The organism is Streptomyces sp. NPDC029164, assembly GCF_055563995.1.
The window spans coordinates 166,448-192,516 of record NZ_JBVHWW010000009.1 but is presented as its reverse complement, the minus strand read 5'-3'; the positions used below and the strand labels follow the sequence as shown (position 1 = coordinate 192,516).

Below are 26,069 nucleotides of genomic sequence, written 5' to 3'. Positions count from 1 at the left end.
TGACGATTAGTCGTGGGAGTGAAGCGGCTTGCCGGCCAGGGCCAGGTGGGCCTCGCCGAGCGCCTCGTTCTGGGTCGGGTGCGCGTGGATGAGCTGCGCGACCTCGGCCGGCAGGGCCTCCCAGTTGTAGATCAGCTGGGCCTCGCCGACCTGCTCGCCCATCCGGTCACCGACCATGTGGACGCCGACCACGGCACCGTCCTTGACCTGGACGAGCTTGATCTCGCCCGCGGTCTTCAGGATCTTGCTCTTGCCGTTGCCCGCCAGGTTGTACTTCAGGGCCACGACCTTGTCCGCACCGTAGATCTCCTTGGCCTTGGCCTCGGTGATGCCGACGGAAGCGACCTCGGGGTGGCAGTAGGTGACGCGCGGGACGCCGTCGTAGTCGATCGGGACGGTCTTCAGACCGGCCAGACGCTCCGCCACCAGGATGCCCTCGGCGAAGCCGACGTGCGCGAGCTGGAGGGTCGGGACGAGGTCACCGACGGCCGAGATGGTCGGCACGTTGGTCTGCATGTACTCGTCGACCAGGACGTAGCCGCGGTCCATCGCGACGCCCTGCTCCTCGTAGCCCAGGCCCTGCGAGACCGGACCGCGGCCGACCGCGACCAGGAGCACCTCGGCCTCGAAGGTCTTGCCGTCGGCCAGCGTCACGCGGACGCCGTTCTCCGTGTACTCGGCCTTGTCGAAGAAGGTGCCGAGGTTGAACTTGATGCCGCGCTTGCGGAACGCGCGCTCCAGCAGCTTCGAGCTGTTCTCGTCCTCGACCGGCACGAGGTGCTTGAGGCCCTCGATGACCGTGATGTCGGAGCCGAAGGACTTCCACGCCGAGGCGAACTCGACGCCGATGACGCCGCCGCCCAGGACGATCGCGGACTCCGGCACGCGGTCCAGGACCAGCGCGTGGTCCGAGGAGATGATGCGGTTGCCGTCGATGTTCAGGCCCGGCAGCGACTTCGGCACGGAGCCGGTCGCCAGCAGGATGTGGCGGCCCTGGATGCGCCGGCCGTTCACGTCGACGGAAGTCGGGGAGGAGAGGCGGCCCTCTCCCTCGATGTAGGTCACCTTGCGGGAGGCGACCAGGCCCTGCAGGCCCTTGTACAGGCCCGAGATGACCTCGTCCTTGTACTTCTGGACACCCGCGATGTCGATGCCCTCGAAAGTGGCCTTGACACCGAACTGGGCGGCCTCGCGAGCCTGGTCCGCGATCTCGCCCGCGTGCAGCAGAGCCTTCGTGGGGATGCAGCCGTTGTGCAGGCAGGTGCCGCCGAGCTTGTTCTTCTCGATCAGGGCAACGTCCAGACCCAGCTGGGATGCGCGCAGCGCCGCGGCGTAACCGCCACTGCCACCGCCGAGGATCACTAGGTCGAAAACGGTGCTGGCGTCGTTCGCCACGTCACGTCCTCCATGCATGTGCGCCGGGCACCGGTCCTCTGTGACCGGGCGGCGGCTGGTAATCGGCCGCTTGTTTCTTCGGCCCTGTGGTGGGGGCCCTGTCCTGCCGAGAACCCATCTTCGCATTTGTCGGGGGAACGCGGGACGCCGGGCCCGCACTGTGGACGGAGCTTCTGTCCGAGGTGAGGGTTACCGATGCGTAGAAACCTACGGTTCCTCGGTGTTTCGCCATGAGCCGAACGCACCCCGGGCCCTGACCGGTCCCCGGGGTGCGTCACGTCTCACATCGGGGTCGTCAGCCCAGGTCGCCCGTGGCGGTGCGCTCGGCCAGCCGCACCAGGGTGCGCACGGCCGAGCCGGTGCCGCCCTTGGGGGTGTAGCCGTGCGGGGCGCCCTCGTGGAAGGCCGGGCCGGCGATGTCGAGGTGGGCCCAGGTGATGCCCTCGCCGACGAACTCCTGCAGGAAGAGGCCGGCCACCAGGCCGCCGCCCATCCGGACACCCATGTTCGCGATGTCGGCGGTGGGGGAGTCCATGGTCTTGCGCAGCTCCGCGGGGAGCGGCATCGGCCAGGAGGACTCGCCGACCTCCTCGGCGATCTCGTGGATCGACGTGCGGAAGGCGTCGTCGTTCGACATGATCCCGAAGGTGCGGTCGCCGAGGGCGAGCACCATGGCACCGGTCAGGGTGGCGACGTCGACGATCGCGTCCGGGTTCTCCTCGGAGGCCTTGGTCAGCGCGTCACCGAGGACCAGTCGGCCTTCGGCGTCCGTGTTGAGGACCTCGACGGTCTTGCCGCTGTACATGCGCAGCACGTCACCGGGCTTGGTGGCGGAGCCGGACGGCATGTTCTCGGCGAGCGCGAGCCAGCCGGTGACGTTGACGCGCAGGCCCAGCCTGGCGGCCGCGACGACGGAGGCGAAGACGGCGGCGGCGCCGGCCATGTCGCACTTCATCGTCTCGTTGTGACCGGCCGGCTTCAGGGAGATGCCGCCCGAGTCGTAGGTGATGCCCTTGCCGACGAAGGCCAGGGTCTTCTCCGCCTTCGGGTGGGTGTAGCTGAGCTTCACCAGGCGCGGCAGGTTCTCGGAGCCCTTGCCGACGCCCATGATGCCGCCGAAGCCGCCCTTGATCAGGGCCTTTTCGTCCAGCACCTGGACCTTGATGCCGTTCTCCTTCGCGGCCGCGGAGGCGACCGCGGCGAAGGCCTCGGGGGTCAGGTCGTTCGGCGGGGTGTTCACCAGGTCACGGGCGACGTTGACCTCGGCCGCGACGACCGCGGCGCGCTCGGCGGCGGCCTTGTGCTCCTTGTCGCGGGGCTTGGCGCCCAGCAGGGCCACCTCGGCGAGCGGGGCCTTCGGGGCCGCGCCCTTGGCCTCCTTGCGGACCTTGTTCTCGCCGCCCTGGTAGGCGGTGAACGCGTACGCGCCCAGCAGCGCGCCCTCGGCGACGGCGGTGACGGCCGAGGCGTCCTCCAGCGGGAGGGCGAAGGCGGCCTTCTTGGTGCCGTGCAGCGCGCGGGCGGCGGCGCCGGCGGCGCGGCGCAGCACCTCCTCGTCGAACGACTCGTCCTTCTCCGGGACGGAGCCGAGCCCCACCGCCAGCACGACCGGGACCTTGAGGCCTGCCGGAGCCGGCAGCTTGGTGATCTCGCCTTCGGCGCCCGAGGCGCCGAGCGCTTCGAGGACGCCGGCGAGCTTACCGTCGTACGCCTTGTCCACGGCCTCGGCGCCGGCGGCGACCAACGGGCCCTTGGGGCCCTTCGCGACGCCGACGACGAGGGCGTCGGCGCGGAGCGTCGCCGCGCCGGCAGTGCTGAGAGTCAGAGCAGTCACGGTGGTGAAGTCTCGCTTCCGTTTGTGTGTGTGGGCCGAGTGGGTGGACGGCCATCCGTAGCGATCGTATTCGGGCCCGACGGCCGCCAGAAATGAGCGTACGCGCACGGGCTCGCCCGCACGCCACTCGAAGGTTTGGCAAGTTGTTCGATCAAGGGGCCGCCAGGTTCACCCATCCGTGGACTCTGCTCCAGGTTTGCCTCTTAGACCTGACGAGGTCCGAGAGACTCGGTCCACTCTCGCAAGGGGACGCGGGGTTCCTTTGCATGATTTCCACAGAGCCTCCCCGGCCCGGCCGTCCGCCATGGGCCGTGTCGAGGGATGCCTGCGGGGGGAAAGGCCGAAATGGTCAACAAGAACCGGATGAACAGGCTCGCCGCGGTCATGGCCGCAGCAGCCCTGGTGTCCGTGGCAGTACCCGCCGCGTCCGCTCAGGCGGCCGAGGCACCGCGGATCGACCTGAAGGTGCTCGTCGTCGACGACGGCGGCAGCTCGGTCCAGGCGGTCACCGCGGAGCTCCGGGACACCGGAGTCCCGTACACCCGGGTCGAGCTGGGCAGCGCGAGCCGCCCGGTCATCAACGCGGCGTTCCTCAGCGACACCCTCGACGGCCGGCCGCGCGCCAAGTACCAGGGCGTCGTCCTGCCGAACGAGAACCCCTTCGGCGAGGGCTCGGCCGAAATGGCCGCGCTCGCCGCGTACGAGACGACGTACGGGATCCGCCAGGTCGACGCCTACACCTGGTCGCACCCGGGCGTCGGGCTGGAGTACACCGACAACGGCGGCTACAGCGGCCAGCTCGACGGCACCCAGGCCGCGGTCACCCCGGCCGGCAAGGCGGGACCCTTCGCCTACCTCGGCGGACAGGTCACCTTCGAGGACAACTCCGCCCTCGTCCCCGAGAGCTTCGGGTTCATGGGCAAGCCGCGACCCGGCTACACCAGCTACCTCGACGCCCCCGTCGGCTCCGGACGGGCCTCGCTCGTCGGCCAGTACAGCCACGACGGGCGCAACGAACTGGTCGTCACCTTCGGCTACAACCAGCACCAGCAGCAGTTCCGGCTGCTCGCCCGCGGCATCGTCGACTGGCTCACCCAGGGGGTCCACCTCGGCCAGAGCCGCAACTACTTCGCGGTCCACGTCGACGACGTCTTCGCCCCCGACGCCCGCTGGAACAAGGAGCTGAACTGCACGCCGGGCGACTACGCCTGCGCGGGCGGCGAGGGCAAGGAGAGCACCATCCGGATGACCGCCGCCGACGCCGTGTACGCGGCGCAGTGGCAGACGTCCAAGGACTTCAAGCTCGACATGCTCTTCAACGGGGGCGCCGGCGAGGAGTGGAAGGCCGAGAACGGCGGGGCCGACGCCCTGACCGCCCAGCTCGTCGCCGACCGTGCCAAGTACCGCTGGATGAACCACACCTACACCCACCCCTTCCTCGGCTGCGTCCAGAACACCGCCGTCGTCCCCTGGACGTGCACGAAGAACGCCCAGGGCGCCGTCCAGTACATGAGCCGCGCCGACATCGCCGCCCAGATCCGCGACAACAACAACTGGGCCGCGTCCAAGGGCATCACCACCGACCGGACCGAGCTCGTCACCGGCGAGCACTCCGGCCTGAAGACCGCACCGCAGCAGCCTGTGGACAACCCCAACCTGGCCGGCGCCCTCGCCGACACCGGGGTCAAGTGGGCCGGCAGCGACAACTCCCGCGAGCCCTCCCAGCGGGCGGTCGGCGCGGCCCTCACCGTCCCCCGGCACCCGATGAACGTGTACTACAACACGGGCACCAACGCCGAGATGGCCGACGAGTACAACTGGATCTACACCAGCCGCGCCGCCGGCGGCAGCGGCGCCTGCGAGGACAACCCGGGGACCTCCACCTGCCTGCCGGCCGCGCTCGACGTCAACACCGGCTACCTCCAGTACATCGTCCCGCAGGAGGCCCGGACCGCCCTGCGCCACGTACTGGCCAACGACCCCCGCCCGCACTACGTCCACCAGGCCAACCTGGCCGAGGACCGGACCCTCTACCCCGTGCTCAACCAGGTCCTCGACACCTACCGCACCCTCTACGCGCCCAGCGCGCCGATCGTCAACCAGACCATGAAGGACACCGGCGTCGAGTTCCAGCGCCGCGCCGCCTGGGACAAGGCGCTCGCGGACGGCAAGGTCACCGCGTACCGCATCGGCACCACCGTCACCGTCAAGGTGCCCTCCGGAGTCGTCGCCCCGGTCACCGCCCCCACCGGGACGAAGAAGCAGATGCTGCTCGGCACCGCCGACTTCGGCACCGCGTACGCGGGCACCCGCTCCACCTGGACGGCTCCGGAGCTGCTCCAGAGCGCCGTCACGCTCAAGATGCCCAGCTGACCGTCCGCCCCGCTCACACTGCCCGGCTGACCGCCCGTCCCGCTCCCGCCGGCCGGCTGACCGTCCGTCACGTTCAGGCTGCCCGGCTGACCGCCCGTCCCGCAAGCCGTCACGAGTAACACCCAGCGCCGGCGCTCCGCACACCCACGGGCGCCGGCCCCTTTTCCGTCCTGGGGGGACACACCGTATGAGTCATGGGCGTCACGTCACCATGCTCACCGAAGGCACTTACCCGCACGTCCACGGGGGCGTCAGCACCTGGTGCGACCAACTGGTACGCGGTATGCCGGAGGTCGACTTCAACGTCATAGCCCTGACCGGCTCCGGACGCGAGCCGGTCACCTGGGAACTGCCGCGCAACGTCTACCGGCACACCGCCGTCCCGCTCTGGGGGCCACCCCCGTCGAAGGGGCGCCTCGGCCGCCGTTCGGCCCTGCGCGGCAAGGCCCACCGCCGCTTCACCGAGGTCTACGAGGCCTTCCTGCTCTCCCTGCTCGACCCCGCGGGTGACCCCGCCCGGCACGGGTTCTCCGCCGCACTGCGCGAACTGGCCGTCCTCGCCCGGGCCGGAAAACTCGCCCCGGCCCTGCGCTCCGAATCGGTTCTGCGGCTGCTGACGACCGTATGGACCCGCCCCGGCCTCACCACCGCCGCGGCCGCGCCCACCATCCACGACGCGCTCACCGCCACCGACCTGCTGGAACACGCGCTGCGCCCGCTCGGCGTACGGATCCCGCCCGACAGCGTCGCCCACGCCGTCAGCAGCGGCCTCGCCACCCTCCCGGCCCTCGCCGCCAAACACCTCGACGGGGTCCCCTTCCTGCTCACCGAGCACGGCATCTACCTGCGCGAGCGCTACCTCGGCTACCGCAGCGCCGGCCAGCGCTGGCCCGTCAAGGCACTCATGCTCGGCTTCTACCGCGAGCTCAACACCGAGGGTTACCGGCAGGCCGACCTGATCACCCCGTGCAACCAGTACAACCGCCGCTGGGAGGAGCGCGGAGGCGCCGACTCCGAACGCATCCGCACCGTCTACAACGGCGTCGACCCGCACGCCTTCCCCGAGGCCGGCCCCGAACCGGACGTGCCCACCCTCAGCTGGTGCGGCCGCATCGACCCGATCAAGGACCTCGAAACCCTCATCCGGGCCTACGCCTTCATGCGCGAGGAGCTGCCCGCCCTGCGGCTGCGCCTCTTCGGACCGGTCCCGGCCGGCTGCGAGGAGTACCGGCTCCGCCTGGAGGAACTCGCCGCCGAACTCGGGGTGAGCGACGGGATCACGTACGAGGGCCGCATCGAGCAGGTCGCCCGGGCCTACGCGGCCGGCCACATCGTGATGCTCTCCAGCATCAGCGAGGGCTTCCCCTTCAGCATCATCGAAGCCATGTCCTGCGGCCGCACCACCGTCTCCACCGACGTCGGCGGGGTCCGCGAGGCCGTCGGCGACACCGGCCTGGTCGTCCCGCCGCGCGAGCCCGACACGATGGCCCGCGCCACCCTCGCCCTGCTCCGCGACGACGAACGCCGCGCCGAACTCGGCCGGCTGGCCCGCAAGCGGGTGGTGGAGAAGTTCACCCTCCACCAGTCCGTGGACGGCTTCCGGCACATCTACCGGGAACTCGCCGGCCAGCCCGTACTGCCCGTCCACGCCGGCGACAGCTGGACCCAGCGGCTCGCCGACCCCTGGTACCGCGAACTCGCCGCCCTCGGACGTCCCCGGACCGACTCCGCCGAAGGGGGCCTGTGGTGAGCGGATCCCTCTGGCTCAAGCCGCCCGGCGCCGGCAACGGCGCCGACACGCTCCCGGCCGTCCCGCGGCCCCGCCGCGACGACCCAGACCCGGCCGCCGACCCGATGGACGAACTCGCCGAACGCCTCGACGGGTTCATCTCCGCCGCCGTCCACCCCGACGAGATCGCCGCCATCCTCGAATCCGACGGCATGACGGACGAGTACATCCGGCTCACCTACGGCCGGCACGACTCCTTCGGCCTCGCCGAGGAGCTCTACGCCCGGGTCCCGCGCTCCTTCCCGGACCCGGGCGCCGCCCCCGACCCCTGGAAGGTCTCCCTCACCGCCTGCCTGCTGCGCGGGGTGATCTTCGCCCTGCCCGGCCTGGCCTACCTCCTCGGCGCACCCCTCCTCGAAGGCCCCCAGGACCGGCTCGGCCTGCCCGCAGGAACGCTCACTCTGCTCGCCGGGGCGCTCATCGGCTGGGTCTGGGACCAGACCCTGTCCCACCGGGCCTACTCCTGGCTCGGCATGGGCGACCGGGCCGCCGCCGGGCGGACCCTGCTCGTCGGCGCCCCCGCCGGATCCCTGCTGGGCACCGCCGCGGCGCTGGCCGTGCCCGGCGGGCCGCCGTTCTCCTACGCCTTCGCCGCCGGACAGGCCCTCTACGTCGGGGCCGCCACCGTCCTGCTGGTCCTCGGCCGGGAGCGGGTGCTGCTCGCCGCCCTCGGCCCCATGGCCGCGGGGGCGCTGCTCGTGCTCTTCGTCGACCTGCCCGTGCCGGTACGCGTCACCCTGCTCGTGGTGTCCCTCGCGGCCGCCTGCACCCTGGCCGTACGGGAACTCCCGCTGGCCGACGGGACACGGGCCGCCGTGCACCGGATCCGCGGCTGGGCGGCGCGCCGGCCCGGCAAGGGCCCCGTGCGCTGGCGGATGCTGCGCGGCGCCGAGGAGGAGCGTGCGGCCCGCGGGCCCCGCCTCGGGGACTCCGTGCCGTACGGGGTCTTCGGCCTCGGCACCGGCCTGCTCGTGCTGTACGCCGCCCTCGGGGAGGTGCTCGCCGGCGGCCCCGCCGAAGCGGTCGCCGCGCCGTCGGCGGTGGCCCTCACCCTCAGCATGGGTCCCGCCGAATGGCTGCTCCACCGGTTCCGCAGCGGCAGCCTCTCCGGGCTCCAGGGAGCCCGCTCGCCCGGCGCCTTCCGGCAGCGGATGCTCGGCACACTGGCCCGGTGCCTCGCCGTCTACCTGACCGTGCTGCTGCTCCTCGGCCTGACCGGAACCCTCCTGTGGCCCGGCGCCCCCGGCCTGACCGGAGTCCGGGTCGCCACCCTGCTGCTGCTCGGCGCGGTGATGTGGACGGGGCTGCTCCTGCAGTCCTTCGGAGCGGTCCGGCCCGCCGCCGCCGTCTGCGCCTCGGCCGCCGTCGCCCAGAGCCTGGCCCTGCTGACCGGGCTGGGCCAGCCCCGCGCGGTCCAGCTGGTGGTGGCGGGCACCGCCGCCGCAGTCCTGGCCGCCCTGGTCTGCCTGCTCCTCGGCCGCGCCACCGCCCACCGATGACGTACGAGACGTACGAGACGCAGGAGAAGAAGGACCCCATGCTGCTGGTGCCCCTCTACGAGCACCCCGCCGACCGGCCCGAGGCCTGGGAGCGGCTCATCCGCTCCGCCGGCCGGCTGCACTCGGTGGTGCTCAACCCCGACAACGGGCCGGGCGCCGCCCCCGACGAACGGTTCGCCGTCGTCGCCGAGCGGCTGCGCGAGGCCGGCGTACCCGTCCTCGGGTACGCCGACACCGACTACGGGCGGCGCCCGCACGCCGCGGTGGTGCAGGACCTGCTGCGCCACCGCGACTGGTACGCCACCGACGGGGCCTTCCTCGACCAGGCCTGCGCCGACCCGGAACTCCTCCCGCACTACGGGCGGCTCGCGGTCGCGGCGCGCGCCGCGGGCGCCCGCACCCTCGTGCTCAACCACGGGGTCCACCCGCACCCCGGCTACGCCGAACTCGCGGACCTGCTCGTCACCTTCGAGGGCCCCTGGGACGCCTACCGGGACGCGGCCGCCGTACCGCCCTGGACCGCGGACCACCCCGCCCAGCGGTTCTGCCACCTCGTGTACGCGGTCCCGCCGGGCGCGCCCGCCGCCGAACTCGCCGAGGAACGCCGGGCGGGCGTGCACTGCGCGGTCCCGGGGACCGGCGCACACCCGTGGGGGACCCTCCCGTACGCCCTGGAGGCGGCCGGATGAAACGGCTCGGACTCCTGCTGCTCCTGCCCTTGCTCCTGCTCGCCGCCTGTACCTCGGGGCCGCCGGACGACGGCGAGGACGAGCCGTACCCGTGGCCCGAGCAGGCGCCGGGGGAGCTCTGGCGGCCCCCGCCGGGCGTCGGCTGGCAGTGGCAGCTCACCGGGAAGCTCGACACCTCGGTGAAGGCGCCCGTCTACGACGTCGACGGGTTCACCACCACCAGGGAACAGGTCGCCGAGCTGAAGAAGGCCGGGCGCAAGACCATCTGCTACCTCTCCACCGGAGCCTGGGAGGACTTCCGCCCCGACGCGGACGCCTTCCCGAAGGACCTGATCGGCAAGGGCAACGGCTGGGAGGGGGAACGCTGGCTGGACGTGCGGCGCGTGACCGAGCTGGAACCGCTGATGGCCAAACGGTTCGACATGTGCCGGGACAAGGGCTTCGACGCGGTCGAGCCGGACAACATGGACGCGTACCGCAACACGTCCGGCTTCCCGCTCACGGCCGACGACCAGCTCCGGTACAACCGGCTGATCGCGAAGCTGGCCCACGACCGGGGCCTGGCGGTCGGCCTGAAGAACGACCTGGACCAGATCCCGCAGCTCGTCGACGCGTTCGACTTCGCGGTGAACGAGCAGTGCGCGCAGTACGACGAGTGCGAGCTGCTGACGCCGTTCATCGAGGCGGGGAAGGCCGTGTTCCACGTGGAGTACGAACTCCCGGCCGGCCGCTTCTGCGACCGCTCGCGCGAACTGAAACTGAGCTCCTTGCGGAAACGGCACGACCTGGACGCCTGGCGCCGCCCCTGCCCGTAGCCCTCCGGCCCCCACCACACCCTCCCGCCTGCGCCGGGCTATTCCGGCTCGCGCCGCGCCAGTCCAGCCCCTCCGGCGGGCTGGACGTGGCCCGGCCAAGACTGGAATCGGCCCCGCCGAGAGGGAAGGGTGCGGGCGGAGCCCGGGGGAGTCGGGCGGGTTCGGGCGGAGCCCGGGGGGTTAGACGGGGAGGATGGCGTGGACGCGGTAGCCGCCGCCGAAGCGGGGGCCCGCGAAGCAGGAGCCGCCCAGCGCACCGGCACGTTCCCGCATGCCGAGCAACCCGTGCCCACCCCCCGGCTCCGCGGCGGACGGCTCCGCGCCCCCGTCGTCCAGCACGGTCACCTCCACCGACGGCCCGACCCGGACCACGCTCACCTCGGCCCGGGCCCCCGGCCCCGCGTGCTTGCGCACGTTCGTCAGGGCCTCCTGGATCACCCGGTACGCCGCCAGGTCCACCGCCGCCGGCAGCGCCCCCGCCTCGCGGTCCAGCTGCACGATCACCTTCACCGGCAGCCCGGCGTGCCGGAAGGTGTCCACCAGCTCCTCCAGGACGCCCAGCCCGGGCGCGGGCTCCGTCGGCGCCTCCGGGTCACCGGACTGCCGCAGCAGCCCCACCGTGGCCCGCAGCTCGTTGAGCGCCGACCGGCTGGCGTCCCGTACGTGGGCCAGCGCCTCCTTGGCCTGGTCCGGCCGCTTGTCCATGACGTGCGCGGCCACTCCCGCCTGCACGTTGACCAGCGCGATGTGGTGGGCGACCACGTCGTGGAGATCCCGGGCGATCCGCAGCCGTTCCTCGGCGACCCGCCGCCGGGCCTCCTCGTCCCGGGTCCGCTCGGCGCGCTCGGCCCGCTCCCGTATGGCGTCGACGAAGGCCCGCCGGCTGCGCACGGCGTCCCCGGCGGCCGCGGCCATGCCCGTCCAGGCGAAGATCCCGATGTTCTCCTGCGCGTACCAGGGCAGCGGCCCGGCGAGCATCGCCACGCCCGTCAGCCCGGCCATGGTGAGCAGCCCGATCCGCCAGGTCGTGGGCCGGTCGGTGCGGGCGGCCACCGTGTACAGGGCCATCACCGCGCTCATGACGACGGGCGCCCGCGGCTCCCCGGTGGTCAGCTCCAGCAGCGAGAGCCCGCAGGTCACGGCCAGTACGGCGCGCGGCTGCCGGCGCCGGAACACCAGGGCGGCCGCGCCGAACAGCATCAGCAGCAGCGAGAACGGATCGGGGGTGCGCGTCCCGAAGGTGGGCCCGTGCGGCCCGTGCGGATCGGCGAAGGAGCCGACGACCATGGCCGTGAACGCCCCGAACGCCAGCACGGCGTCGGTCGCGAGCGGATGGGCCCGCATCCACTGCCGGGTGGGGGCGAACCGCCCGAGGTCTGTCGTCACCCCGATACGGTACGGCCTGCCCGGCACCTCCTAAGGCGGTGGCTGCCCGACGGCGGCGCGGGTGCGCACCGGGTACCACTGCGCCCGCACCACGCACACCGCCATCACCGCCGCGATCGCCGCCAGGTGCTCCTTGCCCGCCAGGTTGTCCTTGACGAGCACCTCGCCGATCATCGCCAGGATCACGACGGCGCCGGTCAGGTACGCCCGGTAGCGCCAGCAGACGTAGAGGGCGAGCCCCACCACCGCCGCCGAGGGCCCGGTGTCGTTGACGATCCGGTCGGACACCGGCAGGCCGAAGGGATGGTCGTGGCCCAGCGCCAGCCCGATCCTCGCGTACGTGGTCCCGGCGAGGGTGGCGACGTAGCCGATCAGCAGGGTGCGCCACCAGCCGATGCAGATCTCCGAGATCCCGAAGACGAGCAGGATCTGCGCGAGCGCCCCCCACACCGGCAGGTCCAGGGCCGGGACGAACAGCGACAGGGGGGTGCGCAGCAGGGCAAGCCAGAGCGGGTCGGCGGCCTTGACCGATCCGAGGTTCTGGACCGGCTGGAAGCCCCAGGAGGTGTTCTGCACGATCTGGAAGACGGAGGTCAGACAGACCGCGCCGATGGTCATCGGGATCGCCCGCCACTTGTCGCGGACGAGCGCGTTCCGGACGGTCCGGAACAGGGGCCCCCACTCACGGCGGGCGAACCGCCGGAGGGGGGAGGTGTTCCACGCTGTCAACGGCGGGTCTCCAGGTGTCTGCGGTGCAGCCACTTCGGAAGGCCGGGGGCTTCCAGGAAGCCTTCGGCCCGGCCGGCCGCGACACCGATCCGCAGCAGGTCCGAACTCTTCTCGAAGAGCATGAACCGCGGTTCCCAGATCGGCCGGTATTTGGCGTTGGCCCGGTAGAGGGACTCGATCTGCCACCAGCGGGAGAAGAAGCTCAGCAGCGAACGCCACATCCGCAGCACCGGACCCGCGCCGAGCTTGGACCCGCGCTCGAAGACGGACCGGAACATCGCGAAGTTCAGCGAGACCTGGGTGACCCCGATCTCCTTGGAGCGTTCGAGGAGTTCGATGACCATGAACTCCATCAGACCGTTCTCGGAGTCCCGGTCGCGGCGCATCAGATCCAGCGACAGACCCTTGGGCCCCCACGGTACGAAGGACAGCACGGCCCGCAGGCCGCCGTTGCCGTCGGTGCACTCCAGCATCACGCACTGACCGTCCGCGGGATCACCCAGCCGGCCCAGCGCCATGGAGAAGCCGCGCTCGGTCGCGCCGTCGCGCCAGTCGTCGGCGCGGCGCACCAGCTCGGCCATCTCCTCGGCCGGGATGTCGGCGTGGCGGCGGATGCGGACCGTGTACCCGGCCCGCTTGACGCGGTTGAACGCCTGCCGGACGGTCCGCATGGCGCGGCCCTCCAGGGTGAACTCGGCGGTCTCGACGATCGCCTCGTCACCGAGTTCCAGCGCGTCCAGGCCGTGCCGGGCGTAGATCTGCCCGGCCTCCTCGCTCGCCCCCATCACGGCGGGCACCCAGCCGTGCTCGCGGGCCTCGGCCAGCCACGGATCGATCGCGCCGGGCCAGGCCTCGGGGTCGCCGATGGGGTCGCCGGAGGCCAGCGAGACCCCGCCGACGACGCGGTAGGTGACGGCGGCCTTGCCGGTGGGGGACCAGATGACGGACTTCTCCCGGCGCAGCGCGAAGTAGCCGAGCGAGTCGCGGTCGCCCTGGCGGGCCAGCAGCGCCCGCAGCCGCTCCTCGTCCTCCTCGCTGATCGGGTCGACGGCGCGGCGGGAGCGGAAGGCGGCGAAGAGCACGGCGAGCAGCAGCAGCATCGACATGACGTTGATGACGACGTCCACCCAGGCGGGCGTGGTGATCGCCTCGTACGCCCGGTCGTCCGGTGCGAGGGTGATCAGCCGCATCACGCCGTACTTCCAGCGCGCCAGGAAGGTGGCCTCGGAGCTGTGCGGGGCGGTGTTGGCGGCGCCGACGAGCAGGGCCGCGACGAGCGAGGTGACCAGCAGGCCGACGGCGGCGACGGCGGTGGCCAGTGCCGGGTTGGAGCGGTCGCCCTTGGCGTAGAACTCGCGGCGGCCCAGCAGCAGGGCGCCGGTGAAGGCGGCCGTCAGGGCCAGGGAGACCCAGTTCTGCGGGTGCTCGCGGATCTCCTCGTACGCGTAGAGCGCGTAGGCGAGCAGCAGCGCCAGGAGGCCGCTGAGGACGAGGTTGAGGATCCAGGAGGCGCGCTTGCGGCGGCCGAGGGTGACCGCGAGCAGCAGCGTGAAGAGCCCGGAGGCGAAGCCCGCCGTGAGCATGTACGGGGTGTAGAAGTCCTCGACGTTGTGGCGCCGCAGGTCCTGCCCGAGCGAAACCCACACCGCGCTGAGGAAGTTGACGAAGGTGACGGCGCGCAGGTACCAGACCGCGAACGCGGCGCCGCGCCGCGAGCGGGCGGACCCCCGGCCAGGTTCCCGTCCGGCCTCGCGGCCCGGCTCCCGTCCGGCCTCCCGGCCGCCCCCCGCTGCCTTGCCGGCGGGGTTGCCGCCGGTCCCTTTCCTGCCGGATGACGGACCGGTCGCCGGTGAGGCGGTGCGGTCGGTCTCTGCGCTGGTCAAACGGACCTCTCCCATAAAAAGCGATCATATGGGGCGCCGCTGTCCGTGGTTGGGCGGTCGGGGACCACGGCCTGGTCAGGACCGCGGGCCCCGGTGGCTCATTCCGTCGGCTCGGCCGCCGCCCGCTCAGGGAGTTCCGCCGCGAGTGCGGCGGCCGCCTGGACGAGGGGGAGAGCCAGCAATGCCCCGGTACCTTCGCCCACTGTGACGCCGTGGTCGAGCACAGGGTTGAGTGCCATCCGGTCCAGTGCCTTCGCCTGGCCGGGTTCGCCGCTGGCCTGACCGGCCAGCCACCAGTCGGGCGCCCGGAACGCGGCCCGCTGGGCCACCAGCCCGCAGGCCGCCGAGACCACGCCGTCGAGGATGACCGGCGTACGGCGCACCGCGCACTGGAGCAGGAAACCGGTGATGGCGGCCACGTCCGCGCCGCCCACCGCCGCCAGCAGCGCGACCTGGTCGCCGAGCACCGGGCGGGCCCGGCGCAGCGCGTCGCGGATCGCCGCGCACTTGCGCATCCAGGCCAGGTCGTCGATGGGCAGGCCGCCGCGGCCCGTGACCACCGAGGCATCGGTTCCGCACAGCGCGGCGACGAGGGTCGCGGCGACGGTGGTCCCGCCGACGCTGAGGTCCCCGAGGACGACCAGGTCCGTGCCCGAGTCGGCTTCCTCGTCGGCGATGCGCATCCCGAGCCGGACCGCCGCCTCGGCCTCCTCGGCCGTCAGCGCGTCCTCCACGTCGATGCGGCCGCTGCCGCGCCGCACGCGGTGCCCGGTCACGTCCGCGGGAAGCAGCCCGGGATCGCAGTCCAGTCCGGCGTCGACGATCCGTATCGTCGCGCCGAGCCGGCCGGCGAGGACGGCGACGGGGCTGGCCCCGTCCAGGACGGCCCGCACCAGCTCGTGGCCGGTGGACGCGGCCCGCGCGGAGACGCCCGCGGAGGCGATCCCGTGGTCGGCGGCGAACAGCACCACGCGGGGGCGCTCGATCGGCTTGACCGGCACCTGCCCCTGCGCGGCGGCGAGCCACTCGGCGAGCTCGTCCAGCCGGCCCAGCGCGCCGGGCGGTACGGCGAGGCGCTCACGGCGTTCCTCGGCATCACGCCGGACGCCCCCGTCGGGGCGCTCGATCAGATCGGAGAAGTCGTCGAGATTCAGCGTGCTCATCTGCCAGAGGGTACAGCCGGTGAGGCGCACCCTCAGGCCTTGGGCGAAGGCCCCGAGTTCAGGTTCCGGGAGGCCTCTCGGGGCCCGGCCGCCGGCCCGGTTCCGGGCCCCGGTTCACGGCCGGCCCGACGGGGTCACGCCGGTGGTTCCTTGAGTACGCTCGCCTGCCCCGCGACGACCAGCAGCACGTGCTCGCACTCGCCCGCGACCCGCGCGTTCAGCCGGCCCAGCTCGTCACGGAAGCGGCGGCCCGAGGGAGTCGCGGGGACGACGCCCGAGCCGACCTCGTTGCTGACCAGCACCACGTGACGCCGTGTCGCGCGCACCGCCGCCACCAGCCCGGCGGTGCGCTCGCCGAGCCGCCGCTGGCCGCTCTCGGCCCAGACGGCGTCGTCCCAGGCCCCCGCCCGGTCCATCGCGTCCGTCAGCCACAGCGCCAGGCAGTCGATCAGCAGCGGCGGCCCCTCCCCGGCCAGCAGCGGAACCAGCTCACAGGTCTCCACCGTCCGCCAGCTGCCCGGCCGGCGCTCCCGGTGCAGGCCGACCCGCTGCGCCCATTCCGCGTCCCCGTCGCGGGTGCCGCCGGTGGCCACGTAGACCACCTCGGGGAAGGACTCCAGCCGGCGCTCCGCCTCCACGGACTTGCCCGAGCGGGCTCCGCCCAGCACCAGGGTCCGGCGCGGCAGGTCCGGCACCGGGTGGTACTCCCCGACGGTCACGGTGGTCCCGTCCGGCACGGCCCGGGCCCCGGAGGCCGCGCACCGGCGCTCCAGCTCCCGGCCCGGCGCGACGTTGTGGTCCAGGTGGACGGCGATCACGTCCGTGGCCGGGCCGACGGCGCCGCTCGCCCGCAGCCGGGCGAGCGCCCCGGGCCGCCCCAGCACATCGGCGAGCACCACGTCGTACGGGCGCTGCGCGGTCCCGTGGTCCGTCCCGGCCGGGGCCCCGCCGGGCGGCAGGTAGAGCAGCCGGCCGCCGTCCGGGCCCGTCACCTCGTACCCGGTGCCCGGCGCGTCCATCGGCACCGCCCGCACCCGGTGCCCGGAGATCACCGCGAGCTCGCGCCCGTCCGGGACCCGCCCGGCGGCCGGCAGCCCGGGCGGCAGCTCCACGGCGGGTCCGTCGTGCGGGTGAGTCAGCAGCACCTGCCGTACGCCGGCCAGCGAGTGCCCGGCCCGGGCGCCGGCCAGCACGGCACCGGGGGTCAGGTCGAGGAGCAGCGCCCCGTCGACCAGTACGGCCGTGGCGGCGCGGGACCGCCCGCCGACGGAGACCGCGCAGGCCGCGCAGGGGCAGCCGGGACGGGGCAGGCCTTCGGGTGTGCCGGTGCCGAGCAGAGTGAGTTCCACAGGATGATCCTCCCGCGTCCCCGAGACTGCTGCGCGCCCGGTTACTCTGCGGGCAGACTCAAGGCGAGAAGCGTGCGAGATGCGTGCGAGCAGCGGACGAGCAACGGAGGCGGACATGGCGTGGACGTGGCGGTTCGAGACGGCCGACGGCACGGAGACGAGCCCGTCGGTGGTACCCGAGGAGTTCACCACGCAGGGGGACGCGGAGTCCTGGATCGGAGAGTACTGGAAGGACCTGCTGGAAGGCGGCGCCGAGCAGGTGAAGCTGTCCGACGACAGCGGTACCGAGCTCTACACGATGAGCCTGCGCGCCGCATTGGACGCGTAGCGGTATCCAGCCTCGCCGGCGTTTGAGGCGCGGGGGTGCGGGGGCGGAGCCCCCGTGACCCCCGCGCAGCGGGTCAGCCGCGCACGCCGCAGAGGTGCAGCAGCGCGGCCACGCCGCGGTAGGGGTCGGTCCGCCCCGCGCGGTCCTCGGCGGTGAGCAGCCGCTCCAGTTCCTCGTCCGGCGGCAGCACCTCGCCCGCCTCGGTGCCGTCGGTGAAGACGCGTACGCCGTACCAGGCACCCAGCGGAGCGCCGATCCCGGACAGCGTGGCCGTCAGCCCGGCGAGCCGGTCGGCGCGCACGTCCAGGCCCAGCCGGTTCGTGTAGTCGGTGCCGTCGAAGGCGTCCAGCGCGCGCTTCCAGTCGCCGTCCAGCCCGGGCCGCATGGCGAGCGCGTCGCCGTTGCGCACCAGCAGGGACAGCAGACCGCCCGGGGCCAGCATCCGGGCCAGCCCGGCGAGCATGGCGTCCGGCTCGGGCACGTACATCAGCACCCCGTGGCACAGCACCACGTCGAAGCTCCCCGGCAGGAAGTGGGCGCCGGTCTCGCGCCCGTCCCCCTCCATGAGCTGCACCCGGTCGCGGATCCCGGCGGGCTCCTCGGCCAGTGCCTCACGGGCGACGGCCAGCATGCCGGGGTCCTGCTCCAGACCCGTCACCTTGTGCCCGGCCCGGGCCAGCCGCAGCGCCTGCGTGCCCTGGCCCATGCCCACGTCGAGGACGCGCAGCCGCTGCCCGACCGGGAAGCGCTGCGCGATCTGCTCGTCGACCTGCCGGCCCACCAGTTCCTGCCGGACGGCGTTGCGCAGTCCGCCCAGGCCCTCGAGCCAGATCCGCGCGCCCTCGGAGAATCGACTCAGGGCCGTTCCCCGCGCTTGACCTGCGGCTTCGGCAGGCGCAGCCGGCGCATCTGGAGGGTGCGCATGAGGCCGTACGCGACCGCGCCGCGGCGCGGCTCGTTCGGGAAGCGCTCGTTGAGCGCCTTGCGCAGGCGCAACACCAGGCCGATGGAGTCCAGGATGATCAGCACGATCACACCGAGCCACAGCAGCAGCGCGGCGTTCTGGATCGTCGGCTGCCGGATCATGCTGAGCACCAGGATGACCACGGCCAGGGGCAGGAACATCTCGGCGACGGAGAAGCGGGAGTCCACGAAGTCGCGGACGTACCTGCGGACGGGACCCTTGTCCCGGGTGGGCAGGTAACGCTCGTCGCCGCTGGCCAGCGCCTCGCGCTGCTTGGCCATCTCGGACCTGCGGCGCTCACGGGCTCGCTTGGCATCCTCCTTGCGGTTGCCGGTCGAGGCCACCACGGACTTGCGCTGCGACTGGGCCACAGCACGCTTCGGCGTAGGGCGGCCCTTCGGGGCCTGCGGATCACGGGGCTGCGAGAGGTCGGCGCTCACCTTGTCGGTGGCGGCGGCCTTCTCTTCCTTGGAGGAGCGGCTACCAAACACAAAACCCAAGCCTACGTGGTTGTGGGCACGGGCCCCACCCCGGTGGGGAACGATCCGGCAACGGCGGGCGTCTTCCCCTTGCACGGTGTGTGCGGTGTCCGCCTCTCCTGGGATCACCTACTCCTTACGCCTGATACGGCGTGGCTGTAGTCGTCCTGGAGGAGGAGCGCATCCGTACTCGAACAGTGCGGTAATGGAGACAGGGCCCGTACTGTGGGTTCTGTCGGTGACCTGGAGCACAGTCCGTCTAGAAGGGGGCGCGCGAAGCCCATGAGCGGTGTCATGAAGCGTATGGGGATGATCTTCCGCGCGAAGGCGAACAAGGCCCTTGACCGGGCCGAGGACCCGCGCGAAACCCTCGACTACTCGTACCAGAAGCAGCTGGAGCTGCTGCAGAAGGTGCGCCGCGGAGTCGCCGACGTGGCGACCTCCCGCAAGCGCCTGGAGCTGCAGCTGAACCAGCTCCAGGGGCAGTCGGCCAAGCTGGAGGACCAGGGCCGCAAGGCCCTCGCCCTCGGCCGCGAGGACCTGGCCCGCGAGGCCCTGTCCCGCCGCGCCTCGCTCCAGCAGCAGGTCAGCGACCTGGAGGTGCAGCACCAGACCCTGCAGGGCGAGGAGGAGAAGCTGACCCTCGCCGCCCAGCGGCTCCAGGCCAAGGTGGACGCCTTCCGCACGAAGAAGGAGACCATCAAGGCCACCTACACCGCGGCCCAGGCGCAGACCCGGATCGCGGAGTCCTTCTCCGGCATCTCCGAGGAGATGAGCGACGTCGGCCTGGCCATCCAGCGGGCCGAGGACAAGACCGCCCAGCTGCAGGCCCGCGCCGGCGCGATCGACGAGCTGCTGGCCTCCGGCGCGCTCGACGACCAGAGCGGGCTGGGCTCCAAGGACGACATCCAGGCCGAGCTGGACCGCCTGTCGGGCGGTACGGACGTGGAGCTGGAGCTCCAGCGCATGAAGGCGGAGCTGGCGGGCGGCCCGTCCGCGCAGCAGCAGGCCATCGAGGGCGGTGCCCAGGGCAACGCCCAGCCGTCGCAGACCCAGCACCGGTTCGACAAGCAGTAGGACGGGGCCCGTCATGATTGTCCGCATCATGGGGGAAGGTCAGGTGGAGCTGTCCGACAGCCACTTCGCCGAGCTCAACAAGCTGGACGACGAACTGCTCGCGGAGATGGAGAGCGGGGACTCGGAGGGCTTCCGGCGCACGCTGGGCGCCCTGCTCGAAGCGGTACGGCGGCTGGGCCGGCCGCTCCCGGACGACGCGCTGGAGCCGTCCGAGCTGATCCTGCCCGGGCCCGACGCGAGCCTCGACGAGGTCAGGGAGATGCTCAGCGACGACGGCCTGATCCCGGGCTGAGTCCGACGGGCACACCGGCGCACGGACGCACCGGCGCACGGACGCACCGACGCACGGACCCACCGACGCACGGACCCACCGACACCGGACGTCACGACGGGCCCTTCCCCTTCCGGGGGAGGGCCCGTCGTCGCACGTCCCCCGTCACTGCGGCGGCTTCTCCAGGGAGACCGCGTTCCGCTCGGGGTCGGGGGTGCCCCCGATGAAGTTCTCGAACCTGCGGCGCGGCCGCGCCCAGCGCCGGTCGTGGTGGAAGGCGCGCAGCCCGGCCTTGGCGCGGGCGCGCGGACGGTTCGCGTAGAACCTCTTCGCGTACGGCGATCCGGGCCGGGCCAGCCGGATCGCCCCGGCCAGCGCCACGAACGGCACGATCACGCCGAAGAGCGCGGTGCGCGCCTTGCCCTTCCACAGGGCGATCAGGGCCAGGAAGAAGTTGAAGGCCGCGTTCATGGCGACCAGCCCGCGGCTCTGGCGTTCCTCGGGGGTCAGGTCGTTGACCCCGAAGGGCACGAACCCGCCCAGGACGAGGGCCACCACCGCCGCCGTCACGACCACGATCTCCACGCTCTTGCGGCCCTGCTCGCTCCAGTAGACGTCGTCGAGGTGCAGGATCAGCGCGAACTCGTCCAGGACCAGGCCCGCACCGAGCCCGAAGATCACGGCCGAGAGCGCCCCGCCGAAGCCGTACCGGCCGGCGCCGACCGCGCCGAAACCGCCGATGATCACGAGGATCACGCCGGGGACGACGTGGTGGACGTGCAGACCGCCCGGGGTGACGTTCTTGAAGGGGCCGCGGCCGGCCCGGATCATCCGGGTGATCACACGGGTGACCAGGAACGACACCACGAAGGAGACCAGGGCGAGCAGGAGGGGGAGCTTCCCCGGTTCGACGATGTTCCGATACCACCAGTGACCCATCCCACGGACTCCCTATTTGGCACGTAATGGGTAATTTACCGCTCACGCCGAAGAGGTAGCGTTCCCGCCGATGACAGATTCGTTCGATGGTCCGCCCCTGACGCCGCCCCCGGAACGCGCCTCGTTCCCCGACGGCCTCCGCTTCGCCTTCGGCACGCTCACCGTGCTGCCCGCCCGCATCACCCGCTGGGACCGTCCCGCCGCCCGCACCGGGATGGCCTGCGCCCCGTTCGCCGGGCTGGTCGTGGGCGTGCTCGCGGCCGTCCCCGGAGTGCTCCTGCTGCTCCTCGGCGCAGGCCCGCTGCTCGCCGCGGCCGTCACCGTCGCCGTACCGGCCGCGCTGACCCGCGGGCTGCACCTGGACGGGCTCGCCGACACGGCGGACGGCCTGGGCAGCGCCAAACCGGCCGGCGAGGCCCTGCGCATCATGAAGCAGTCCGACATCGGCCCCTTCGGTGTCGTGGCCCTGGTGATCGTGATGCTGGTACAGGCGGCGGCCCTGTCCGACGTGTACGCCGACAGCTGGATCCGCGGCGCCCTCGCCGCCGTGGTCGCCGCCGTGACGGCCCGCGCCGCCATGACCCTGGCCTGCCGCGAAGGCATCCCGGCCGCCCGCCCCGGCGGCCTCGGCGCCGCCGTCGCAGGGGTGGTCCCGCGGCCCGTCGCCGCCGGCATCGCCGTGCTCGCCGTCGCCGCGGCCGCGGCCGCCGCCCTCCCGCTGGGCCTGCCCGCCGCCGGCCGGTCCGCGGCGGCGGTCCTCGTGGCCCTGCTCGCCGCGCAGTTCCTGCTCCGCCGCTGCGTACGCCGCTTCGACGGGGTCACCGGCGACGTCTTCGGCGCCCTGGCCGAGGTCGCGGCGACCACCGCCCTGATCGTTCTCGCCCTGGGCTGATCCGGCGCGCAGGGATCCGGAACTGTCCGGTCCGACGGGACCCGTGCGGCCGGCCCGGGCGGGCCCGCGTACGCTCGCCCCGTGGACGACACGCCGACGGACCTGCCCGCCGCCCCGCCCATCCGGGTGCTGCTCGCCGACGACCAGGCACTGCTGCGCAGCGCCTTCAAGGTGCTCGTCGACTCCGAACCCGACATGGAGGTCGTCGGGGAGGCCTCCGACGGGGCGCAGGCCTTCGAACTGGCCCGCCGCACCCGCGCCGACGTCGTGCTCATGGACATCCGGATGCCCGGCACCGACGGGCTCGCCGCCACCCGCATGATCAGCGCGGACCCGGAACTCGCCGCCGTGCGCGTGGTGATGCTGACGACCTTCGAGGTCGACGAGTACGTGGTCTCGGCCCTGCGGGCCGGCGCCTCCGGCTTCCTCGGCAAGGGGGCCGAGCCCGAGGAGCTGCTCAACGCCATCCGCATCGCCGCCGCCGGTGAGGCGCTGCTCTCTCCGGCCGCCACGAAGGGGCTCATCGCCACCTTCCTCGCCCAGGGCGGCGGCGCCGACCCGGCGGCCGCCGGAGCCTCGGCCGGAATGCACGCGGAGCGGCTCGCCGCGCTGACCGTCCGGGAGCGCGAGGTCCTCGTACACGTCGCCGCCGGACTGTCCAACGACGGGATCGCCGGCCGGCTGGAGGTCAGCCCGCTCACCGTCAAGACCCACGTGAACCGGGCCATGGCCAAGCTCGGCGCCCGCGACCGGGCGCAATTGGTGGTCATTGCCTACGAATCGGGACTGGTCCGGCCCCGCGCGGAGTAGTGCGGGAGTAGTCGGCGGTGGTGCGGCGTACTACGGACGCGGTATGCCGCACATAAGGACGGGACCTGCGAGCGACGAAACGCACCCCGGTGATGGGACAGGGTGGGAGTGCCCTCGCGTTCGTCACTGCAGAGAGATCCCATAACCATGTCCTGGCTGTCCCGCTTCAGCCTTGCCCAAAGGGCGTTGGTCGGCCTCGTGTCGATCGTCGCGCTCCTCTTCGGCGCCATAGCCATCCCGCAGCTCAAGCAGCAGCTGCTGCCGTCCATCGAACTGCCGATGGTGTCCGTGCTCGCGCCGTATCAGGGCGCCTCGCCCGACGTGGTGGAGAAGCAGGTCGTCGAACCGATCGAGGCCATGCTCAAGGGCGTCGACGGCATCACCGGCATCACCTCCACCGCCAGCGAGGGCAACGCCCTCATCATGGCCACCTTCGACTACGGCGACAGCGGCACCAAGCAGCTCGTCGCCGACGTCCAGCAGGCCGTCAACCGGGCCCGCGTCCGGCTGCCCGCCGAGGTGGACCCGCAGGTGGTGGCCGGTTCCACCGACGACATCCCGACCGTCATCCTCGCCGTCACCTCCGACAAGGACCAGCAGGCGCTCGCCGACCAGCTGGAACGCTCCGTCGTCCCCGTCCTGTCGGACATCGAGGGCGTCGGCCAGGTCACCGTCGACGGCGTCCAGGACCTCCAGGTCACCGTCACCCCCGACGAGACCAAGCTCGCGGCCGCCGGCCTCGACGGCGCCGCGCTCGCCCAGGGCCTCCAGGCGGGCGGCGCGGCCGTACCCGCCGGCTCCTTCGACGAGGCGGGCAAGAACCGCACCGTCCGGGTCGGCGCCGGCTACACCTCCCTCGCCCAGGTGGAGGAGCTGCGCCTGAGCCCCGGACCCGGCAAGCCGGCCGTCCGCCTCGGCGACGTCGCCACCGTGAAGCAGGAGGCGGCCAAGGCCGACTCCATCACCCGGACCAACGGCAAGCCCAGCCTCGCCCTCGTCCTCACCATGGACAAGGACGGCAGCGCCGTCGCCATCTCCGACGCCGTCAAGGACAAGCTCCCCGAGCTGCGTTCCACCCTCGGCGCGGGCGCCGACCTGACCGTCGTCAGCGACCAGGGCCCGGCCGTCGCCAAGTCCATCTCCAGCCTCACCACCGAGGGCCTGCTCGGCCTGCTCTTCGCGGTGATCGTGATCCTGGTGTTCCTGGCCTCGCTGCGCTCGACGCTGGTCACCGCGGTCTCCATCCCGCTGTCCGTGGTCCTCGCGCTCATCGTGCTGTGGACCCGCGACCTGTCGCTCAACATGCTGACCCTGGGCGCCCTCACCATCGCCATCGGCCGCGTCGTCGACGACTCGATCGTGGTCCTGGAGAACATCAAGCGCCACCTCGGCTACGGCGAGGAGCGCGAGGCCGCCATCATCACCGCGGTCAAGGAGGTCGCCGGCGCGGTCACCTCCTCCACGCTCACCACCGTCGCCGTCTTCCTGCCGATCGGCCTCGTCGGCGGCATGATCGGCGAGCTCTTCGGTTCCTTCTCGCTCACCGTCACCGCGGCCCTGCTGGCCTCGCTGCTCGTCTCCCTGACGGTCGTGCCGGTGCTCTCGTACTGGTTCCTCAGCGCGCCCAAGGGCGTCACCGCGGGGGACGCCGAGAGCGCGGCCAGGGCCCGGCGCGAGGCCGAGGAGAAGGAGGCGCGCAGCCGGCTGCAGAAGTTCTACGTACGGGTCCTCGGCTTCGCCACCCGGCGCCGCCTGACCAGTGTGGCCATCGCCGTGGTCGTCCTCCTCGGCACCTTCGGGATGACCCCGATGCTGAAGACCAACTTCTTCGACCAGGGCGAGCAGGACGTCCTGACGGTCAAGCAGGAGCTCGCCCCCGGCACCTCGCTGGCCGCCTCCGACGAGGCGAGCCGCAAGATCGAGAAGGTCCTCGCCTCGGTCGAGGGCGTCAAGAGCCACCAGGTCACCGTCGGCTCCTCCGGCTTCCTCGCGGCCTTCGGCGGCGGTACGGGCTCCAACCAGGCCTCGTACCAGGTCTCGCTGAAGGACGCGGGCGACGGGGAGGCCGTGAAGAAGCAGATCGAGGACAAGCTGGCCGCGCTCGACGGCATCGGCGACACCCGCATCTCGGCGGGCGACGCCTTCGGCAGCCAGAACCTCAGCGTGGTCGTCAAGGCCGGTGACGGCGAGGTCCTCGCCAAGGCCGCCGAGCAGGTCCGCGCCGAGGTGGCGAAGCTCGACAACGTCACCGACGTGCAGAGCGACCTGTCCCAGTCCGTGCCCCGGATCTCGGTGACCGCCACCCCCAAGGCGGCGGAGGCGGGCCTGAACCAGGCCGCCCTCGGCGCACTCGTCGGGCAGGCCGTACGGGGCAACCCGGCGGGCAAGGCCGTACTGGACGACACCGAGCGGGACATCGTCATCAAGTCCGCGCAGCCGGCCACCACCCTGGCCGAACTGCAGGCGCTCCCCGTCGGCCCGCTCAAGCTCGGTGACATCGCCGAGGTCAAGGAGGTCGCCGGCCCGGTCGCGATGACCCGGATCGACGGCGCCCGCGCCGCGACCATCACCGCGAGGCCGCAGGGCGACAACACGGGCGCGGTCAGCGCCGAGCTCCAGACGAAGCTCAAGGCCCTGGACCTCCCCGAGGGCGCCACCGCCTCCATCGGCGGCGTCTCCGAGGACCAGGACGAGGCCTTCGGCTCGCTCGCCCTGGCCATGCTCGCGGCCATCGCGATCGTGTTCATGCTGCTGGTCGCGACCTTCCGCTCGCTGGTCCAGCCGCTGATCCTGCTGGTCTCCATCCCGTTCGCGGCGACCGGCGCGCTCGGCCTGCTCCTCGTCACCGGCACCCCGATGGGCGTCCCGGCGATGATCGGCATGCTGATGCTCATCGGCATCGTGGTGACCAACGCGATCGTCCTGATCGACCTGGTCAACCAGTACCGCGCCCAAGGCCTGGGCGTCGTCGAGGCGGTCATCGAGGGCGGCCGGCACCGCCTGCGCCCGATCCTGATGACGGCCCTGGCGACGATCTTCGCGCTGCTCCCGATGGCGCTGGGCGTCACCGGCGAGGGCGGCTTCATCTCGCAGCCGCTCGCGGTCGTGGTGATCGGCGGCCTGGTCAGCTCGACCCTGCTGACGCTGCTCCTGGTGCCGACCCTCTACACGATGGTGGAACTCCGCAAGGAGCGCCGCCGGGAGAAGAAGCGGTCCCGCCTGACGGTGGTCCCGGCCCCGCAGGAAGCCGCGGACGAGACGGACGGCGAACCCGCGAAGGTCTGACGGCGCGGGGGGGGGGGGGGGGGGGGGGGGGGGGGGGGGGGGGGAGGGGGGGGAGGGGGGGGGGGGGGGGGGGGGGGGGGGAGGAGGGGGAGGGGGGGGGGGGGGGGAGGCGGGGGGGGG

21 protein-coding genes are annotated in these 26,069 nt (G+C 72.6%); 11 read left to right on the top strand and 10 right to left on the bottom strand.

What is annotated here, in order from left to right; translation table 11 throughout:
* Positions 1 to 6: 6 nt before the first annotated feature.
* Positions 7 to 1,395 carry a dihydrolipoyl dehydrogenase gene (gene lpdA, locus ACZ4VT_RS11660; RefSeq protein WP_362813666.1) on the bottom strand — a complete coding sequence of 463 codons (1,389 nt, stop codon included), beginning with the start codon at positions 1,393 to 1,395 and terminating at the stop codon, positions 7 to 9.
* A gap of 295 nt (positions 1,396 to 1,690) precedes the next feature.
* Positions 1,691 to 3,229 (bottom strand): leucyl aminopeptidase, encoded by a 1,539-nt coding sequence (locus tag ACZ4VT_RS11655; protein ID WP_467948644.1) that lies wholly within the window; start codon positions 3,227 to 3,229, stop codon positions 1,691 to 1,693.
* A 345-nt stretch (positions 3,230 to 3,574) separates the two neighbouring features.
* Here ACZ4VT_RS11655 and ACZ4VT_RS11650 point away from each other — a divergent pair, with 345 nt between their 5' ends.
* The 5 genes from ACZ4VT_RS11650 (at position 3,575) to ACZ4VT_RS11630 (ending at position 10,394) form a co-directional block, all read left to right on the top strand.
* A complete protein-coding gene (locus tag ACZ4VT_RS11650) occupies positions 3,575 to 5,602 on the top strand; it encodes a hypothetical protein (protein WP_467948642.1) in 2,028 nt (675 codons plus the stop codon).
* 187 nt (positions 5,603 to 5,789) lie between these two features.
* Positions 5,790 to 7,352, top strand: a complete 1,563-nt coding sequence (gene pelF, locus ACZ4VT_RS11645; RefSeq protein ID WP_467948640.1) for a GT4 family glycosyltransferase PelF — start codon at positions 5,790 to 5,792, stop codon at positions 7,350 to 7,352.
* Positions 7,349 to 8,890: a hypothetical protein gene (locus ACZ4VT_RS11640; protein WP_467948638.1), complete on the top strand. Its 1,542-nt coding sequence runs from the start codon at positions 7,349 to 7,351 to the stop codon at positions 8,888 to 8,890. Before pelF ends, ACZ4VT_RS11640 begins: the two co-directional genes overlap by 4 nt.
* Positions 8,887 to 9,579, top strand: a complete 693-nt coding sequence (locus tag ACZ4VT_RS11635; protein WP_467948636.1) for a spherulation-specific family 4 protein — start codon at positions 8,887 to 8,889, stop codon at positions 9,577 to 9,579. The genes ACZ4VT_RS11640 and ACZ4VT_RS11635 overlap by 4 nt, the downstream gene beginning before the upstream one ends.
* The gene (locus tag ACZ4VT_RS11630) at positions 9,576 to 10,394 is read left to right on the top strand and encodes an endo alpha-1,4 polygalactosaminidase (RefSeq protein ID WP_467948634.1); all 819 of its coding nucleotides are present in this window, start codon (positions 9,576 to 9,578) and stop codon (positions 10,392 to 10,394) included. Before ACZ4VT_RS11635 ends, ACZ4VT_RS11630 begins: the two co-directional genes overlap by 4 nt.
* Before the next feature lie 180 nt (positions 10,395 to 10,574).
* Here the strand turns inward: ACZ4VT_RS11630 and ACZ4VT_RS11625 are convergent, their stop codons facing one another.
* The 5 genes from ACZ4VT_RS11625 to ACZ4VT_RS11605 form a co-directional block, all read right to left on the bottom strand.
* Positions 10,575 to 11,780: a sensor histidine kinase gene (locus ACZ4VT_RS11625; protein ID WP_467948632.1), complete on the bottom strand. Its 1,206-nt coding sequence runs from the start codon at positions 11,778 to 11,780 to the stop codon at positions 10,575 to 10,577.
* Positions 11,781 to 11,810: 30 nt separating this feature from the next.
* A complete protein-coding gene (locus ACZ4VT_RS11620; RefSeq protein WP_467948630.1) occupies positions 11,811 to 12,509 on the bottom strand; it encodes a hypothetical protein in 699 nt (232 codons plus the stop codon).
* A complete protein-coding gene (locus tag ACZ4VT_RS11615; RefSeq protein ID WP_467948628.1) occupies positions 12,506 to 14,407 on the bottom strand; it encodes a phosphatidylglycerol lysyltransferase domain-containing protein in 1,902 nt (633 codons plus the stop codon). The genes ACZ4VT_RS11620 and ACZ4VT_RS11615 overlap by 4 nt, the downstream gene beginning before the upstream one ends.
* 83 nt (positions 14,408 to 14,490) lie before the next feature.
* On the bottom strand, positions 14,491 to 15,555 hold the full coding sequence (gene cobT, locus ACZ4VT_RS11610; RefSeq protein WP_362812262.1) for a nicotinate-nucleotide--dimethylbenzimidazole phosphoribosyltransferase: 1,065 nt from the start codon (positions 15,553 to 15,555) through the stop codon (positions 14,491 to 14,493).
* 134 nt (positions 15,556 to 15,689) lie between these two features.
* A complete protein-coding gene (locus tag ACZ4VT_RS11605) occupies positions 15,690 to 16,904 on the bottom strand; it encodes a bifunctional adenosylcobinamide kinase/adenosylcobinamide-phosphate guanylyltransferase (RefSeq protein WP_467948627.1) in 1,215 nt (404 codons plus the stop codon).
* A 115-nt stretch (positions 16,905 to 17,019) separates the two neighbouring features.
* Here ACZ4VT_RS11605 and ACZ4VT_RS11600 point away from each other — a divergent pair, with 115 nt between their 5' ends.
* Positions 17,020 to 17,232, top strand: coding sequence for a hypothetical protein (locus ACZ4VT_RS11600; protein WP_467948626.1), 213 nt, complete (start codon positions 17,020 to 17,022; stop codon positions 17,230 to 17,232).
* Between the two features lie 73 nt (positions 17,233 to 17,305).
* Here ACZ4VT_RS11600 and ACZ4VT_RS11595 read toward each other — a convergent pair whose 3' ends face one another.
* Positions 17,306 to 18,013: a class I SAM-dependent methyltransferase gene (locus ACZ4VT_RS11595; protein WP_467948625.1), complete on the bottom strand. Its 708-nt coding sequence runs from the start codon at positions 18,011 to 18,013 to the stop codon at positions 17,306 to 17,308.
* A 74-nt stretch (positions 18,014 to 18,087) separates the two neighbouring features.
* The gene (locus ACZ4VT_RS11590; protein ID WP_467948624.1) at positions 18,088 to 18,687 is read right to left on the bottom strand and encodes a DUF3043 domain-containing protein; all 600 of its coding nucleotides are present in this window, start codon (positions 18,685 to 18,687) and stop codon (positions 18,088 to 18,090) included.
* A 270-nt stretch (positions 18,688 to 18,957) separates the two neighbouring features.
* On the opposite strand from ACZ4VT_RS11590, the gene ACZ4VT_RS11585 reads away from it, so the two are divergent.
* Both ACZ4VT_RS11585 and pspAA read left to right on the top strand, forming a co-directional pair.
* Positions 18,958 to 19,752: a PspA/IM30 family protein gene (locus tag ACZ4VT_RS11585; RefSeq protein ID WP_362812277.1), complete on the top strand. Its 795-nt coding sequence runs from the start codon at positions 18,958 to 18,960 to the stop codon at positions 19,750 to 19,752.
* Between the two features lie 13 nt (positions 19,753 to 19,765).
* A complete protein-coding gene (pspAA, locus tag ACZ4VT_RS11580) occupies positions 19,766 to 20,044 on the top strand; it encodes a PspA-associated protein PspAA (RefSeq protein ID WP_467948621.1) in 279 nt (92 codons plus the stop codon).
* A gap of 144 nt (positions 20,045 to 20,188) precedes the next feature.
* On the opposite strand, the gene ACZ4VT_RS11575 is transcribed toward pspAA, so the two are convergent.
* Positions 20,189 to 20,962 (bottom strand): hypothetical protein, encoded by a 774-nt coding sequence (locus ACZ4VT_RS11575; protein WP_467948620.1) that lies wholly within the window; start codon positions 20,960 to 20,962, stop codon positions 20,189 to 20,191.
* 70 nt (positions 20,963 to 21,032) lie between these two features.
* Between ACZ4VT_RS11575 and ACZ4VT_RS11570 the strand changes: the two genes are divergently transcribed.
* The 3 genes from ACZ4VT_RS11570 to ACZ4VT_RS11560 all read left to right on the top strand — a co-directional run bounded on the left by ACZ4VT_RS11570 (position 21,033) and on the right by ACZ4VT_RS11560 (position 25,949).
* Positions 21,033 to 21,854 (top strand): adenosylcobinamide-GDP ribazoletransferase, encoded by an 822-nt coding sequence (locus ACZ4VT_RS11570; RefSeq protein WP_467948618.1) that lies wholly within the window; start codon positions 21,033 to 21,035, stop codon positions 21,852 to 21,854.
* Between the two features lie 81 nt (positions 21,855 to 21,935).
* The gene (locus ACZ4VT_RS11565; RefSeq protein ID WP_467948616.1) at positions 21,936 to 22,664 is read left to right on the top strand and encodes a response regulator; all 729 of its coding nucleotides are present in this window, start codon (positions 21,936 to 21,938) and stop codon (positions 22,662 to 22,664) included.
* Positions 22,665 to 22,811: 147 nt separating this feature from the next.
* On the top strand, positions 22,812 to 25,949 hold the full coding sequence (locus ACZ4VT_RS11560; RefSeq protein ID WP_467948614.1) for an efflux RND transporter permease subunit: 3,138 nt from the start codon (positions 22,812 to 22,814) through the stop codon (positions 25,947 to 25,949).
* Positions 25,950 to 26,069: the final 120 nt, after the last annotated feature.

Bases quoted from the DNA above. Each gene is read 5' to 3' on its own strand.
- ACZ4VT_RS11650 (WP_467948642.1), top strand. From the start codon at position 3,575: ATGGTCAACAAGAACCGGATGAACAGGCTCGCCGCGGTCATGGCCGCA.
- pelF (WP_467948640.1), top strand. From the start codon at position 5,790: ATGAGTCATGGGCGTCACGTCACCATGCTCACCGAAGGCACTTACCCG.
- ACZ4VT_RS11635 (WP_467948636.1), top strand. From the start codon at position 8,887: ATGACGTACGAGACGTACGAGACGCAGGAGAAGAAGGACCCCATGCTG.
- ACZ4VT_RS11630 (WP_467948634.1), top strand. From the start codon at position 9,576: ATGAAACGGCTCGGACTCCTGCTGCTCCTGCCCTTGCTCCTGCTCGCC.
- ACZ4VT_RS11615 (WP_467948628.1), bottom strand. From the start codon at position 14,407: ATGGGAGAGGTCCGTTTGACCAGCGCAGAGACCGACCGCACCGCCTCA.
- cobT (WP_362812262.1), bottom strand. From the start codon at position 15,555: ATGAGCACGCTGAATCTCGACGACTTCTCCGATCTGATCGAGCGCCCC.
- ACZ4VT_RS11600 (WP_467948626.1), top strand. From the start codon at position 17,020: ATGGCGTGGACGTGGCGGTTCGAGACGGCCGACGGCACGGAGACGAGC.
- ACZ4VT_RS11585 (WP_362812277.1), top strand. From the start codon at position 18,958: ATGAGCGGTGTCATGAAGCGTATGGGGATGATCTTCCGCGCGAAGGCG.
- pspAA (WP_467948621.1), top strand. From the start codon at position 19,766: ATGATTGTCCGCATCATGGGGGAAGGTCAGGTGGAGCTGTCCGACAGC.
- ACZ4VT_RS11575 (WP_467948620.1), bottom strand. From the start codon at position 20,962: ATGGGTCACTGGTGGTATCGGAACATCGTCGAACCGGGGAAGCTCCCC.
- ACZ4VT_RS11570 (WP_467948618.1), top strand. From the start codon at position 21,033: ATGACAGATTCGTTCGATGGTCCGCCCCTGACGCCGCCCCCGGAACGC.
- ACZ4VT_RS11560 (WP_467948614.1), top strand. From the start codon at position 22,812: ATGTCCTGGCTGTCCCGCTTCAGCCTTGCCCAAAGGGCGTTGGTCGGC.